General features: G+C 64.8%; 13 protein-coding genes. 4 read left to right on the top strand and 9 right to left on the bottom strand.

The window, feature by feature from the left end:
• Positions 1 to 134 precede the first annotated feature (134 nt).
• Positions 135 to 584, top strand: a complete 450-nt coding sequence (locus tag AT395_RS07310; RefSeq protein WP_125347418.1) for a hypothetical protein — start codon at positions 135 to 137, stop codon at positions 582 to 584.
• Positions 585 to 737: 153 nt separating this feature from the next.
• On the opposite strand, the gene AT395_RS07305 is transcribed toward AT395_RS07310, so the two are convergent.
• Positions 738 to 2,156 carry an ATP-binding protein gene (locus AT395_RS07305; RefSeq protein ID WP_048627678.1) on the bottom strand — a complete coding sequence of 473 codons (1,419 nt, stop codon included), beginning with the start codon at positions 2,154 to 2,156 and terminating at the stop codon, positions 738 to 740.
• The gene (locus tag AT395_RS07300; protein ID WP_042112348.1) at positions 2,156 to 2,839 is read right to left on the bottom strand and encodes a response regulator; all 684 of its coding nucleotides are present in this window, start codon (positions 2,837 to 2,839) and stop codon (positions 2,156 to 2,158) included. The genes AT395_RS07305 and AT395_RS07300 overlap by 1 nt, the downstream gene beginning before the upstream one ends.
• A 377-nt stretch (positions 2,840 to 3,216) precedes the next feature.
• Between AT395_RS07300 and dacB the strand changes: the two genes are divergently transcribed.
• Together dacB and AT395_RS07290 are read left to right on the top strand one after the other, a co-directional pair.
• Positions 3,217 to 4,734: a D-alanyl-D-alanine carboxypeptidase/D-alanyl-D-alanine endopeptidase gene (gene dacB / locus AT395_RS07295; RefSeq protein WP_224787462.1), complete on the top strand. Its 1,518-nt coding sequence runs from the start codon at positions 3,217 to 3,219 to the stop codon at positions 4,732 to 4,734.
• Between the two features lie 280 nt (positions 4,735 to 5,014).
• Positions 5,015 to 5,989, top strand: a complete 975-nt coding sequence (locus AT395_RS07290) for a sterol desaturase family protein (protein WP_048627679.1) — start codon at positions 5,015 to 5,017, stop codon at positions 5,987 to 5,989.
• Positions 5,990 to 6,054: 65 nt separating this feature from the next.
• Here the strand turns inward: AT395_RS07290 and AT395_RS07285 are convergent, their stop codons facing one another.
• The 5 genes from AT395_RS07285 to AT395_RS07265 form a co-directional block, all read right to left on the bottom strand.
• Positions 6,055 to 7,107, bottom strand: coding sequence for an L-threonylcarbamoyladenylate synthase (locus AT395_RS07285; RefSeq protein WP_058375300.1), 1,053 nt, complete (start codon positions 7,105 to 7,107; stop codon positions 6,055 to 6,057).
• Between the two features lie 3 nt (positions 7,108 to 7,110).
• A complete protein-coding gene (locus AT395_RS07280) occupies positions 7,111 to 8,304 on the bottom strand; it encodes a 5-(carboxyamino)imidazole ribonucleotide synthase (RefSeq protein ID WP_048627681.1) in 1,194 nt (397 codons plus the stop codon).
• Between the two features lie 41 nt (positions 8,305 to 8,345).
• Positions 8,346 to 8,852: a 5-(carboxyamino)imidazole ribonucleotide mutase gene (gene purE, locus AT395_RS07275; RefSeq protein ID WP_042112354.1), complete on the bottom strand. Its 507-nt coding sequence runs from the start codon at positions 8,850 to 8,852 to the stop codon at positions 8,346 to 8,348.
• 16 nt (positions 8,853 to 8,868) lie between these two features.
• A complete protein-coding gene (locus AT395_RS07270; RefSeq protein WP_042117194.1) occupies positions 8,869 to 9,774 on the bottom strand; it encodes a phosphoribosylaminoimidazolesuccinocarboxamide synthase in 906 nt (301 codons plus the stop codon).
• Between the two features lie 177 nt (positions 9,775 to 9,951).
• Entirely contained in the window at positions 9,952 to 11,589 is a 1,638-nt protein-coding gene (locus tag AT395_RS07265; RefSeq protein WP_048627682.1) for a hypothetical protein, read from the bottom strand.
• A gap of 192 nt (positions 11,590 to 11,781) precedes the next feature.
• On the opposite strand from AT395_RS07265, the gene AT395_RS25505 reads away from it, so the two are divergent.
• Positions 11,782 to 12,504, top strand: a complete 723-nt coding sequence (locus AT395_RS25505) for a hypothetical protein (RefSeq protein ID WP_125347420.1) — start codon at positions 11,782 to 11,784, stop codon at positions 12,502 to 12,504.
• 97 nt (positions 12,505 to 12,601) lie between these two features.
• Here AT395_RS25505 and fba read toward each other — a convergent pair whose 3' ends face one another.
• Positions 12,602 to 13,666, bottom strand: a complete 1,065-nt coding sequence (gene fba / locus AT395_RS07255) for a class II fructose-bisphosphate aldolase (protein WP_042112359.1) — start codon at positions 13,664 to 13,666, stop codon at positions 12,602 to 12,604.
• Positions 13,667 to 13,800: 134 nt separating this feature from the next.
• Positions 13,801 to 15,234: a pyruvate kinase gene (gene pyk / locus AT395_RS07250; protein WP_042117196.1), complete on the bottom strand. Its 1,434-nt coding sequence runs from the start codon at positions 15,232 to 15,234 to the stop codon at positions 13,801 to 13,803.
• Between the last annotated feature and the right edge of the window lie 49 nt (positions 15,235 to 15,283).

Raw genomic sequence — 15,283 nt, 5'->3', positions numbered from 1 at the left:
TGCTATGCGTTACGGCAGCAGGCGTTTGAAGGGACATCTCGCGTGGTTCGCCTTGCGTGCGAGGCATGCCGCTGCCTACGGTGGCGGGGTGGCGCAATTCCGCGTCGCGAGTTTTCGACTTCAGGAGAATAACGATGCCTAAGACCCTAACGACACGTCGCCGTACACGCATGGATCGCCGTGACCACAACACAGGGCGCTGGATGGGATGGGCTGCGGCCACGTTCTGTCTGAGCTTCGCAATTTCCGTGAATGCCGCCCCTGGCGACGGCTCACGCGGCGACGGTATGGGCACGCAAGGTCCCGCCGATTCGGCGCAAACGCAGGGGCAGATGTCGGGACAAATGCAGGGGCAAATGCAGGGGCAAATGCAGAGCAAGAACGGTAACTGCACGCCGGACACGCCTGCCGACCAGGCTATCGTCGGCAAATCGCTCGCAGAAGCCAAATTGATGTTGCAAGGGTGCCCGTGGCGCATCGGCATGCAAGACGGCAAAGCCCTGCCGACCACGCGCGATTATCGTCCGGATCGACGCACCCTCACGATTGAAAACGATAAAGTCACGAACGTGACGCGCGGATGAGTTCCGGTTTTCACCGAAGGCGCGGTGCGTCAATGCACCGCGCGACGTCGCATATCGCGGGTGCGATGGCCGTCACGGCGCAGCGCATTGATGCCCGTCAACGCGAGCCAGACACGACACACCCGCGGCGACTCGTACGCCTCACGGCAAACGTCAAAGCGCGGGCGGGGGAGACGACGCGGCGCCACCGAAGCTCACGCGCACTCGCAGCCCCGGGCCGCTGCCGCCGCGCGCGTCTAACAACTCCACGCGCGCGCCGTGGGCAAGCGCGATGTTACGCACGATGGCGAGCCCCAACCCACTACCCTGCGCACGCGGCACGCCGGTGTCGTCCGGTGTCCGAGCCTCGGACGGCGACCCGGGATGCGCCGCGCCACCGTCGTCGCCTGACGCCGCCCCACCGCGGAAGAACCGGTCGAACACGCGCTCGCGCTCGGCCGGTGCAATGCCCGGCCCCGTGTCTTCGATCTCGACTACCGGTGCCGGCATTGCGGCCACCAGACGAACGTCCACGTGACCGCCGCTCGGCGTGTACTTCAGCGCGTTGTCGACGAGATTGCCGAAGAGTGTCTGTAATGCGTTCGCATCGCCGCGCACGCGGCTGATCGCAGCCAACGCGTCGGGGGCGTCGAGTCCGAGATCGATCCCGCGCGCGACGGCCAGCGCTGCATGATGCGCCACCACGTCTTGCAGCAGCGGCGCGAGCGGTAATTCCACGAACGTCGTGGCGGCGCGCGCGACGTCCGGCTCCTGCCTCGCCAACGTCAGCAATTGCGCAACCATATGCGAGGCGCGCCGCACGCCGTCGCGCAGATCGCGCATGGCCTCGGTTCGCTCCGTCTCCGTATGGGCCCGTTCGAGCAATTGCACCTGAAGTTGCAGCGCGGCGAGCGGCGTGCGCAGTTCGTGGGCGGCGTCGGCCACGAAGGCCTTCTGCTGCACGAGCGCCTCGTCGAGCCGGCCAAGCAGACTGTTGAGTGCGCGCACCAAGGGCCGCACCTCGTCGGGCAACCCGGCTTCCGGCAACGCCTCCAGCGCCCCCGGTGCGCGCGCATCGAGCGCCTTCGTCACACGACGCAGCGGCTGCAAACCGCGCCCGACCACGATCCAGACCAGCAACGCCAGCACCGGCATCGCCACCACCAGCGGCAACAATGTGCGCAGCGCCATCGATACGGCCAGCGAGTCGCGAATGACCATTGGCTGCGCCAGTTGCACCACGTTATCGCCTACGAGCGCCGCATACACGCGCCAATCGCCGGCGGGTGTCTGTACGGTGGTAAAACCGAGTTCGGCACGCGGCGGCAACGGCGCGCGCGGATGCGAGTAATACAACTCCACGCCGTTGCGGCTCCATATCTGAATGACCAGACCGCCCGCGTCGCTGTGGTCGCCCGGCACGCTCGAAAAAGGTTCCGCAGGCAGCGACAACGCCATCTGCTGCAACTGGAAATCGAACAAGGCATTGGCCTCTGTGCGTGCCTGACGAAAGATCGCAATCCCTGCGAGCAACAGCGCCACCACCAGCGTGATCAGCAACCCGACGAGAAGACGACGGCGAATCGAGCGCATCAGTTGGCCTCCGCAGACGTCGTGCCCACGGTGGGCATCATGTAGCCGACACCACGCACTGTGCGTATGGCGTCGGCCCCCAGCTTCTTGCGCAGCCCGTGGATATGAACTTCGACTGCATTGCTCGCCACTTCTTCGCCCCAGCCATAGATACGTTCTTCGAGTTGTGCCTTAGACAACACCGCGCCCGGCCGGTTGAGCAACGCTTCGAGCACGGCGTACTCGCGTGCGGAAAGTACGACTGGCGCGCCGCCGCATGTCACCTGCCGTGTCGCCGGATCGAGCACAATGCCGCCGTGACGCAGCAACGGCTCGCTACGCCCGGCTTGACGACGCACCAACGCACGCAGGCGTGCCGCCAACTCGTCGAGATCGAACGGCTTCACGAGATAATCGTCGGCCCCGGCGTCGAGTCCCTTAACGCGCTCGGCGACGGCGTCGCGCGCCGTGGCAATGAGCACCGGCAGCGTCTGACCTCGTGCACGCAACGTACGCAGCACGTCGATGCCGTCGCGGCGCGGCAGGCCAAGGTCGAGCAGCAGTGCGTCGTACGACTCGACCACGAGCGCATCGAGCGCGCGCTGTCCGTCCCCGACATGATCGACGGTCCAGCCGTCCTGGCGCAGACCCTTCATGACGGCCGTGGCGATCATCGCATCGTCTTCCACCAACAAGATTCGCATGGCTTGGGCACCGGTTGAGAGCTTCCCCACATGTCACAGGCTGTACCGGCACAGGCGACGGGTTATCTCTCGCGCGCTGTTGCCTATGCGTGACACTCACGGGATTTCGACTCATTGTAGCGACAGTTCGTTGCACGACCGCCTTACAATGGCACGCTTGCAGCCGCGCTGTCAGACGCACATCGCGGTTAGCGAACTCATATCATCGCTTCGCCGCCGCGTCCGCATCGCTTTGCCTGAGTATTTTCGGAATTCGGGCCGTACGGTTTCGCTGCGCGCAACACTGGAGAACCTCGCCCGTCATGCGCGTCCCTCGTTTGCCCAGCAGCGCCTCACGCTCCCCCTCTTCACTGCATTCGCCGGCGTCGCGCCGCGTCGTGAGCGACGTCGCACGCGTATGCTGCTCGGCGTTGATGCTCGCGATGATCGTGAGTGCGCCGGTACAGGCGAAGTCCGCCAAGCACGCGCAGACGCCCAGGGTGCCGGCCGCCGCCGCGCGTGCCACGCCGCTGCCGCCCGAGTTGTCGCGCGCCCTCGCCGCAAGCAAGGTGCCCATGTCGCATGTGAGCGTGATCGTCGCGAAAGTCGACAACCCGTTGCAAACGCGAGGACAGATCGCCGCGCCGCTGCTCGCCGTCAATCCGAACGTGCCGCGCAATCCGGCCTCGACGATGAAACTCGTCACGACGATCGCGGCACTCGACACGCTCGGGCCGGACTATCGCTGGCGCACGCAGGCATTCACCGATGGGGTATCGGACGGCCGCACCCTCAACGGCAATCTGTATTTCAAGGGCACGGGCGATCCGAAGCTCGTGCCCGAAGAGATGGAGAAGCTTGTCGCTGAACTGCACAATGCCGGCGTGACGAACATCAACGGCGACCTCGTGCTCGACCGGTCTGCCTACAGCTCGGACATTGGCGCGGTCGGTGCGATCGACGGCGGCGACGACCGGCCCTACAACGTCGCTCCCGATCCCTTGCTTTACTCGTTCAAGGCGATGTCGTTCAGCTTCGCCGGCAATCAGAACGGCACCGTCGACGTGAACGTGCTGCCGCCGCTGGCCAATCTGCAAATCGCGAACGACATGTCGTTCACCCCGGCGGGCAACTGCGGCGACTGGCTCACACGCATTCATCCCACGCTGAACACGACGCCCGACGGCACGTATGTCGCGCACTTCTCGGGCACCTATCCGGCCTCGTGCGAAGACAAGGGATGGAACGTGGCCGCTCCGGATCGCGATCGCTTCTTCCTTGGCGGCTTCCGCGCCTTGTGGCAAGCCTCGGGCGGGCAATTCAACGGCAATGTGCGCACGGGCGTCGTGCCGCCGGGCGCACGTTTGCTCGTCACGCATCGCGGTCAGACACTGGCCGAAGTCGTGCACGACATGAACAAGTTCAGTAACAACGTGATGGCACGTCAGTTGTTCCTGACGCTGGGCCTCGCCGCAGACAACAACCGCACGCCAGCCAGCCTCGCGCGCTCACGCGATGTGCTCAACCGGTGGCTCGACAAGAACGATCTCGCCATGCCCGGGCTCGTCGTCGAGAACGGCTCGGGCCTGTCGCGCATCGAGCGCATCAGTGCCGCCGAACTGGCCCGCCTGCTGCAACACGGCATCAACAGCCCGACCGGACAGGTGCTCGTCGAATCGATGCCGACCGTCGGCGTCGACGGCACCATGCGCAACCGCCTCATGAACCGCGACGTGGCGGGCAACGCCCACATCAAGACCGGCACGCTCGACGATGTGAGTGCAGTGGCGGGTTATGTGGGCACGCGCTCGGGCGACATCTACGTGGTGGTCTCGCTCGTGAACGACCCGCGCGCAGGCAATGCCCGCGGATTCCACGATGCTCTCATTTCCTGGGTGTACGAAAACGCGCGTTGAGTCTGCTTGGGGAAAGGTCCGCCGGGCCTGCCAAATTGCCGGCGGGCCGGCTACACCGCTACACCGCTACACCGCTATGACGCTACGGCATGCTCAACGCAGAGCACACGACGTGCGTGATGGCGGGAGTCACGCGGCATTTGACGTTTCCCTCTAACCGCCGCGCCGACCCGGCACATTCGGGTCAGAATAGACGTTCCATCGGTGCCACCTTCGCCCACGTTCACATAGCGGCAGGGACACCGGTTCAGATGACCCCATCGTGAGGAGACACGAGGTCATGAACGTCGAGTTGATTTTGCTGGCGCTCGCCCCGGTGTTCGTGTTGTGCATCGGCATCGAGGCCTGGTACTGGCGGCGCCGGCGCCCCGGCATGTACAGCCTGAAGGACACCATCAGCAACGCCACGCTCGCACTGATGCACCAGGGCGCGGACAAACTGGCGTGGCTGCTTATCGTGCCCTTCTACGCGTGGCTCTACGACCATCATCGCATCTACACAATGCCCGCCGGATGGGCCGGCTTCGTGCTGCTCTTCGTTGTGCAGGACTTTCTCTATTACGTGTTTCACCGAGCCAGCCATCGTATCCGCTGGCTGTGGGCGGCGCACGTCGTGCATCACTCGTCGGAACGGCTCAACCTGTCGACCGCATTCCGTCAAAGCCTGATGTACCCGGTCGCGGGCATGTGGCTGTTCTGGACACCGATGGCGCTCATTGGCTTCACGCCAATACAGATCGTCGGCGTGGTGTTGCTCAATCTCGCCTTCCAGTTCTTCGTGCACACTCAGGCGATTCCGAAATTGGGCTGGCTTGAGTACGTGCTCAATACGCCGTCGATTCACCGTGCGCATCACGCGCGCAATCCGCGTTACATCGACCGCAACTACGCAGGCGTGCTGGTCATCTGGGACCGGATGTTCGGGTCCTATGTGGAAGAAAGCGAGGCCGAGCCGTGCGAATTCGGCATCGTCGACCCGATTCGCACGCATAACCCGATCACGCTGACATTTCACGAGTGGCGCGCGATGGTGCACGACGTCTTCACCGTGAAGGGATGGCGCAACAAGGCGATGGCGTTGTTCGGGCCGCCGGAGTGGCGTCGTACGTGGCAGGCGGTGCAATCGGTGCAATCGGTGCAATCGGCACAGCCGGCACCATTGGCCACCGGACCAACGGCGCCGCCCTCCGAGGGCGGAATGCCGGGGAGTGTGGGGAATGCCGGCAGTGTGGGGGCGTCGCGCACAAGGCTTTGAAGCGCTGCCCCGGGCCTGCGTAATCCTGCCGGTACGCCGTTACTAAGGGGAACTGAACGAATACCCTAGGCGCGCTCGAAGGCCGCGGCGGCGCGCCCGAGACGGTCACCGACCGCTGCCCACTCGGGGGTGTCCGGCAAACGCTCGAACAGAATGTGCGTGACATCGGCACGATCGAGCCGGCGCAGCATGGCGTAAAGGTCGGTGGCGAGCGCCGCCGGCGTGCCGGGCAACACGATCTTCACGACATCGCTCGACGTCGAGACCTCGGCCGGCAGGGCCGCCAGCGTTGGCGCGAAGGCCACCACCGCAACGCGCTCGCCTTCGGGACGCACGGCCAGGGCCGGCGCGAACTGAGCTGCGTCGCACAGATACAACGGCGTGCGCGGTGCGTAATGCGCCTTGAGCGTACCAGACGCGCGCGGGGCGTTGCTGTCCTGCCCCGGCAGGCGCGGCATCTCACCCAGCACCTCGGCGATCTGCTCAGGAGCAATATGGCCCGGTCGAAGCAGCGCCGGGAAACCGCGAGACAAGTCCACAATCGTCGACTCGATACCCACCGCCGCCTCGCCGCCATCGAGTACATGAACGGTCACGCCAGGCAATCCGGCGAACTCGTCGCGCACGTGTTGCGCAGCGGTCGGGCTCACCTGACCGAAACGGTTGGCCGAGGGGCCGGCGACCCCGCCCTGCCCCCCCTTGAGCCGGGCAAACTCGCGCAACAACGCCTGCGCCACCGGGTGCGACGGACAGCGCACGCCGACCGAATCCTGGCCGCCGGAGACGGCGGCAGGAATATGCGGTGCGCGCTTGAGAATGAGGGTGAGCGGGCCGGGCCAGAACGCGTCCATCAGCTTGCGCGCCGCCGGTGTCACGTCGTCGCTCCAGTAGCCGGGATCGCCTTCAGGCGAAAAGTGCACGATGACCGGATGATTCGCCGGACGGCCCTTCGCGGCATAGATCGCCGCGACGGCTGCCGGATTCTCGGCGTCGCCGCCGAGGCCGTAGACCGTTTCCGTCGGAAACGCGACCAGTTCACCGGCCGCGAGTTGCTCGGCCGCGAGCGTGATGGCGTCGGCCGGCGGCATGACGATGCGCGGCGCGTGAGGCGATGTCATCGCTCAGTCTTCCAGCGGGATGTTGAGGCTCGCCGCTGCCGTCACACATGCCTTGCGGGCTTCGTCCAACGACGCACCGGCAAACGTGATGTGACCCATCTTGCGACCCACGCGGGCGTCTTCCTTGCCGTAGAGATGCAGACGTGCCGACGGCAGCGCCACGACCTCCGCCCACGCCGGCGTACGCGGCTGATCCTTGGCTGCGCCTTCGAACCATACGTCGCCGAGCACGTTGAGCATCACGGCCGGCGAGTGTTGACGTGTCTCGCCGAGCGGCAGCCCGGCCATCGCGCGGACTTGCTGCTCGAACTGACTGGCCGCGCACGCATCGATGGTGTAGTGGCCGCTATTGTGCGGGCGCGGCGCCATTTCGTTGGCGACGAGCGAGCCATCCTTGAGAATGAAGAACTCGACGCACAGCACGCCCACGTAACCCATTTGCGACGCAATCTTCGCCGCCGCAGCGCGAGCCGCGTCGGCAATGGCCGGGGCGGCGTCGGGCGCGGGTACGGTGGTGGTGGCGAGAATGCCGTCGATATGGACGTTCTGTGCGAGCGGATACGTGGCTACCGATCCATCGGCACCGCGTGCGCTCAGCACCGAGACTTCGAAGGCCAGCGCCAGACGCTTTTCCAGCACGCAAGGCACGCCGCCCAGCGCGGTATAGGCGTCGCGCGCCTCGGCAACGGTATTCACCCGCACCTGGCCCTTGCCGTCATAGCCCAGACGCGCCGTCTTCAGAATGCCCGGCAGCACGCTTTCGATGGCTGCATCGCCCATGGCGGCGAGCGCCTCGTTGGATTCGATGACCAGATGCGGCGCCACGGGCGCGCCGCAACTCTCGATGAAGCGCTTTTCCGCCACACGGTCTTGCGCAATCGCGACGCAACGCCCGGCAGGACTCACGGTCGTGGAAGCGGCAAGAAAGTCGAGCGACTGGGCCGGCACATTTTCGAACTCGGTCGACACCGCCGGGCACAACGCGGCCAGCTCAGCGAGCGCAGTCTCGTCGCGATAATCGGCAACGATCAGGCGGTCGGCAACGGCACCGGCCGGACAGCGCGGGTCCGGGTCCAGCACGCAGACGCGGTAACCCATCGATTGCGCGGCAAAACAGAACATGCGGCCGAGTTGGCCGCCGCCCAGCATGCCCAGCCATTGGCCGGGAAGGACAGGCGTAGCGGAGGCAGAATTCATCTTCGTTGAGGCGCTGACAGTAGCGGGGACGTACTTTTGTTTTACAGCGAGGGCAACGTCATGCCACGCGCGGCTTCGGTCTGCTTCGCGCGGAACGCTTCGAGCTTGCCGGCCAGCGCCGGGTCGTCGGCCGCCAGCATGGCGACCGCAAACAACGCCGCGTTAGCCGCCCCCGCTTCGCCGATAGCGAACGTGGCGACCGGCACGCCCTTGGGCATCTGCACGATGGAGAGCAGCGAATCTTCGCCGCGCAGATACTTGCTGGGCACCGGCACGCCGAGCACCGGCACGGTCGTCTTGGCGGCGATCATGCCCGGCAAGTGGGCGGCACCGCCCGCCCCCGCGATGATCGCGACGAGACCGCGCTCGCGGGCGGCTTCGGCGTAACGGAACATGTCGTCCGGCATGCGATGCGCAGAGACGACCTGCGCCTCATAGGGCACGCCGAACTCGGCCAGAATGGCGGCCGCGTTCTTCATCACTTCCCAGTCCGAGTTGGACCCCATTACCACGCCAACGCGCGGGGCCACGGCTTGTTTCTCGCTCATGTCGTCGATGTCCTGCTCAGGCCAGTTGCTGGCCGGTCAGGCGCTCGAGCGCCTCGCGGTACTTGGCCGCCGTCTTCTCAACGACGTCGTCCGGCAGTTTCGGTGCGGGCGGTGTCTTGCCCCACGGCTGCGTTTCCAGCCAGTCGCGCACGAACTGCTTGTCGAACGAGGGCGGGTTGCTGCCCACGGCATACGAGTCGGCCGGCCAGAAGCGCGACGAATCGGCCGTCAGCGCTTCGTCCATCAGGTGCAGCTTGCCATTGTCGTCCAGACCGAACTCGAATTTCGTGTCGGCGATGATGATGCCGCGCGTGGCCGCATAGGCCGCCGCTTCCTTGTACAGACGGATCGAGATTTCGCGGATCTGCTCGGCGAGTTCGCGGCCGATGCGGCTCACCATGTCGTCGAAGCTGATGTTCTCGTCATGCTCGCCCAGCTCGGCCTTGGCCGCCGGGGTGAAGATCGGCTCGGGCAGTTGCTGCGCGTTCTGCAGGCCGGCGGGCAGCTTCACGCCGCACACGGCGCCGGTTGCCTGATAGTCCTTCCAGCCGCTGCCGGCCAGATAACCACGCACCACAGCTTCCACGAGGATCGGCTTGAGACGTTTGACGACGACCGCACGGCCGGCGACCTGACCGGCTTCGTCGGCAGACACGACGGTCTCGGGCGCCACGCCCGTCAGGTGATTCGGCACCACATGCGCCAGCTTGTCGAACCAGAAGTTGGCCATCTGGTTGAGCACACGGCCCTTGCCCGGAATCGGCTCGCCCATGATCACGTCGAACGCCGAGAGGCGGTCCGTCGTTACGATCAGCAGCTTGTCGTCGCCGACGGCGTAGTTATCGCGCACTTTGCCGCGCGAGAGCAGCGGCAGGCTCTTGAGGGAAGATTCGTACAGGGCGTTCGGAGCGGGGGTAGTCACGGCGGGACCCAATATCAGGAAGGGCAAAGGCGTAATTATACGCGTGTCGGGGGGCGATTCACGAAGATGTCGACCCCCAAGGGGACATCGGGCGGGGATGCCGGTACCCTCGCGCCGCTCTCAAGTGTAGGGGGGGAGCGTCAAACGCCGCCCCGCCTCGCGGCGGGGGCACCAGACTCAGGCCGCGCCGGGCCGGAATAGCGGCTCGAGCCGCGCCGTGTCGCCCGCGCGCACGAGCAGCGCCACCACCGGCGCCCGCGACAACGGATTCGACATCACGTTGGAGCGAAGGCGGCATTGGCGATACCAGTCGGCCACTGCGGCCGCGTCATAGTACTTGTTGTCGCAAGTCAGTCCTTCGTCGTCGACCGTCACCAGGCGAACCGCATTCCGATGGCCCGGGTCGATACTCTCCTGAGAGATCCGGTCGATGTGACCGTAGAGGTAGTCGGCGGTCAGAAACCTGATCCCGCGCTGCACATGGAATTCGTCGCACAACCAGAGCAGCGCAGTATCGGGGGGCAAGCCTCCCGAGGCGAGTACCGGCGACACTTGAGCGAAGTTGTCTTCGAGGAGCGTTGCCAGCGTGCGGCGCGCCTCGTCGCTGGCCCAGTCGACATCCGCATATTGGCCAACCGTCGCTTCCGGCAGACGCGCCTTGAGCAAATGGACTTTTCGTTCCTCGTCGAGATCCCCCCGGCCGGGGCTGCGAAGTACCTGGAGCAGTCTGGCGAACTCGGCGATCTGATCGAGGCTGCGCGTCGCCAGATTGATATGGTGATCGCTGAATCTGGAACGTTGCTCGACAACCTGCATGGTCAGCGCCTTGCGCAACTGCGCGTCGCCGTTTTTCAGTTGCAGCGCTGCGCTGGCAATCACGGCGCACGGCCGGGCAATGCCGCGCTCCGAACAAACGAGCGCAATCTTGCCTGGGTTCTCGCGCATGAACGTCGCCACGCCTCGCCCGGCATGCCACAGCACCTCGCGAGGAATCTCGGCATCGAATCGTTCCATACCGGCAAACTCCATGTACTGCACATGAGACAGTCCGCTACCGAAGCCGACGCTCGCTTGAGGCGCGTGCTTCGCAGAAGCGTCGGTGTCTTGTGGGTGCCGGAGAACGACACTGGAAAAATACTCGTGAATAGGCCGCTCGGCGTATCCCGTCTTACGCGGTTCGCCCCTCGGGTCGGCAGGCTCGCACATTGCGCCGGGCTCGACGCAGAAGATCGCACCGATTTGCGGTCGTGCCTTGAGAATGCGGGTGAGCACTCGTGCCTCCGCCGGGCCCGCCGTCGGCCCAACCATGAATCGGTGCCCACCCAGCTCGATCAGGCCATAGCGCGTGAATTCGTTATTCAGATCCATCAATTTGGACGTGTTGACGCCGTACATATCGACCCACGCTTTCGTGGCCGGTTGCATCGTTGGCGGCAACGCTTGCGGTGCAATGCCATGCTCCGGACGCCGAATCGGCATCTCCGCATGCGCCTTTACAGACGCGTTGCCCGCAGCCCCCCTGTTACCGGCAGTACCGGTGGTACCACGGATGCCAGCGGCGCTAAGCTCACTGCCGCGCCAATCGGCGGCCATGGTCGTCAGCGCGATCTCGGACGCGCCGGGCGCAGACTCGCCAGCGGCCGCCGTCGCCGGCGGCAGCCCGTCACGGGTTACGCCGCTGGCCGTTTGTGCACGGTGAGACACCGAAACGATGTCCCCCGCCAGAGAAGCGCTCTCCGATGACGGGGGCGAATTGTCGTTTGGTTTGGTAATACCGAGGCAACAGCTAACAATCTTGGGCAGCGACGTGGGCATGGCAATCTCCGGATGGCCTTGAGGGCGAGAGCTAATATTCAGGGGGCTCAGGAGACTGTCACGCCCACTGCCAGCGGGCTTCGGAATTCGGTGGATGACTGTCGGTTTGATCCGGTGCCGGCACCGTCCCACGTCGGCGAGGGCCGGGATTTCTCTGCCCTTCGACTTGCCCGGATGTTGCCTAGAATGGAAATGCTCACCCGAACCGAGGGGACTGCCGTGACGAACGCCTCGAATCCGAAAACTGTCCGGCAGCCGTACGCCGGCAATCCTGCCGTACGCCGCCCTGACCGCCACTTGCACTTTCAACGGGAAGGCCGCCCGGAATTCGCCTTTGGCGCTCGCCCGAAAACCCATTGGCGCATCCGCCTGACGCTAGCCGCAGTTCTGGCGTTTGCCAGCCTGCCCGCGTTTGCGCAGTCGGCAAGCCCCGGCGCCACGCCACCGGCAGCGTCTGCCCACGCGCCGGCTCATCGGCCCAGCACTGCGCACACCCCGCCCGGGAGCCCCCCATCGGCGGCCACCGATACCCCCGATAGTGTCGACCGGCCTGTGCTGCCGCGCCTCATTGCCATCGCCACCCCGGAAGACGACGACGAAATTCCACGTTTCGCCTTGTTCGCCGCGCGCGATATCGAGCAGTTGGGCTTGCAGTTTCCCGCACAGAAAGGCGACACCCCGGTAGATGCCGAGGTCGTCATCACGTTGAGCCTGCGCGAAGGCGCGACCACCCGCATGCGCGACTTCTCGCGCCAGCACATGAACGAGCCGATGACCCTCATTGTCGATGGGGTGGAAATGCTCACCGCCACGATCCGCTCGGAACTGGGCGGGAAGTTCCAGTTACAGATGCCAAAAGAAAAGGCCCGGCTTCTGTTCCAGCGAGTGCTGGCGAAAGCCGGGCCTGCGACCTGAGCGCGAGGCGTTCGACGGATTGTCCGTCACGCCACGCGACCCGGACCGGGCAGCCAGCCATGCGGGGGCAAACCCGGCATGGCAATGATGCGCCTGTTTACTTCACGATCTGAGCGAGATCGCCGCTCTTGTACTTCTCTGCCATCTTCTCGAGCGAAACCGTCTTGATCTTGCCGGCCTGACCTTCGCAACCGAACGACAGATAGCGCGCCTTGCAAACCTGCTTGGCGGCTTCGCGGGCCGGCTTGAGGTAATCGCGCGGGTCGAACTTGCTCGGGTTTTCGAACAAATAGCGACGGATCGCGCCGGTCATGGCCAGACGGATATCGGTATCGATGTTGATCTTGCGCACGCCGTGCTTGATGCCTTCGACGATTTCTTCGACCGGCACGCCATACGTTTCCTTCATGTCGCCACCGAATTCGCGGATCTCGGCGAGCAGCTCTTGCGGCACCGACGACGAACCGTGCATCACCAGGTGGGTGTTCGGAATGCGGCGGTGGATTTCCTTGATGCGGTCGATGGCGAGAATATCGCCCGTCGGCTTGCGGCTGAACTTGTAAGCGCCATGCGAGGTACCGATGGCGATGGCCAGCGCGTCGCACTGCGTCTGTTGCACGAAGTCGGCCGCCTGATCCGGATCGGTCAGCAACTGCTCGCGGGTCATCGTGCCGTCGGCACCGTGGCCGTCTTCCTTGTCGCCCTTCATCGTTTCGAGCGAACCCAGCACACCCAGCTCGGCTTCCACCGTCACGCCGATGTAGTGCGAGAACTCGACCACTTTCTTCGACACTTCGACGTTGTACTCGTAGCTGGCGACCGACTTGCCATCGGCTTCGAGCGAGCCGTCCATCATCACGCTCGAGAAACCGCTCTTGATCGCGGCCATACACACCGCCGGCGATTGGCCGTGATCCTGGTGCATCACCACCGGAATGTGCGGGTAGGCTTCCACGGCCGCCGAGATCAGGTGACGCAGGAACGCTTCGCCAGCGTACTTACGGGCACCGGCCGAGGCTTGCATGATGACCGGCGCGCCGACTTCGTCGGCGGCGGCCATGATGGCGGAAACCTGCTCCAGATTGTTGACGTTGAAGGCCGGCAGACCGTAGCCGTTTTCGGCGGCATGGTCGAGCAGCTGTCGCATAGAGACTAGGGGCATGATGTTCTCCTTGGAATCACAAAACTAAGCAAATCTTTCCTCGATCCAGAGGCGCCCCTCATGACGACGGCTCGCGGGCAGCGCGGCGTATATTTCAACTCCCACGCCCCGCCGCACTCGCGCGGCCCATTTCGTCATGCCTGGCCCACCTGGACAATCTTCAACGTATTGGTGCCGCCGGGTTGCCCCATCGGCTCGCCTACCGTCAATACGATCGTGTCGCCGCGCTTGACCACCCCGCGCGCAAGCAGCAGTTGTTCCGCTTGCTTGAGCGCCTGATCGCGGTCGAGCGTGGCGTCGGCACGCATCGCATAGACGTTGCGGTACAGCGCCATCTTGCGATGGCTGCCGAGTTGCGACGTCAGCGCAAAAATCGGCACATGAATTCTGTGGCGAGACACCCACAGAGCGGTCGAGCCCGATTCCGTCAGGGCCACGATCGCTTTCGCGCCAAGATGATACGCGGTAAACAGGGCGCCGGCCGCAATCGTCTGGTCAATGCGCGTAAAAGTTTGGTTGAGCCAGTCGCGATCGAGTTCCACCGTTTCCGAGCGTTCGGCTTCGACGCAAATCGCCGCCATCGTCTCGATCGTCTCGACCGGATACTTGCCCGCCGCACTCTCGGCCGACAGCATGACCGCGTCAGTGCCGTCGAGCACCGCGTTGGCGACGTCCGATACCTCGGCGCGGGTCGGCACCGGGTTGTGGATCATCGACTCCATCATCTGCGTGGCCGTAATCGTGAGCTTGTTCATCTCACGCGCGAGCTTGATCATGCGCTTTTGCAGACCCGGCACTGCCGCGTTACCCACTTCGATGGCCAGATCGCCACGCGCGACCATGATGCAGTCCGACGCCGCCAGAATCTCTTCGAGCGCCGGAATGGCTTCGGCGCGCTCGATCTTGGCGATCATGCGCGGTTTGATGCCATACGGCTCGCCGGCCACGTTGGCCAGACGGCGCGCCATTTCCATATCGGTGGCGTTCTTCGGGAAGGAGACCGCGACGTAGTCGGCGCCCAGCGCCATCGCCGTCTTGATGTCTTCCATATCCTTGGCCGTGAGCGCCGGCGCCGTCAGCCCGCCACCCTGGCGATTGATCCCCTTGTTGTTCGACAGATCGCCGCCGACCTTCACGGTCGTGTGGATCTCGCTGCCCAACACGCGATCCACGATCAGCACGATCAGGCCGTCGTTGAGCAGCAGTACGTCGCCCGGACGCACGTCGCGCGGCAGTTCCTTGTAGTCCAGGCCGACGCGCTCGTCGTTACCCAGCTCGCAGTCGGCATCCAGAATGAACTTGGCGCCCGCCTCGAGCGTGGTCTTGCCGTTCTCGAACTTGCCGACGCGAATCTTCGGGCCCTGAAGGTCGGCCATGATGGCCACTTCGCGGCCCGCCGCCTTGGCGGCCGCGCGCACCATCTCGGCGCGCTCAATGTGGTCCTGCGCCTTGCCGTGCGAGAAGTTCAGCCGAACAACGTCGACGCCTGCGGCAATCATGCGCGAGAGCACTTCCGGCGTGCTCGATGCCGGACCGATGGTGGCGACGATCTTGGTGGAGCGGTTCATTACATCCATCTCTTCATCCTCTTTTGGTAACAGCGCGTTCGACATTGCT

The sequence above is a fragment of the Pandoraea apista genome, from assembly GCF_001465595.2.
GTDB classification, from domain to species: Bacteria; Pseudomonadota; Gammaproteobacteria; order Burkholderiales; family Burkholderiaceae; genus Pandoraea; species Pandoraea apista.
Note: the sequence above shows the minus strand (reverse complement) of the source record. Positions and strands in the feature narration are given on the sequence as shown.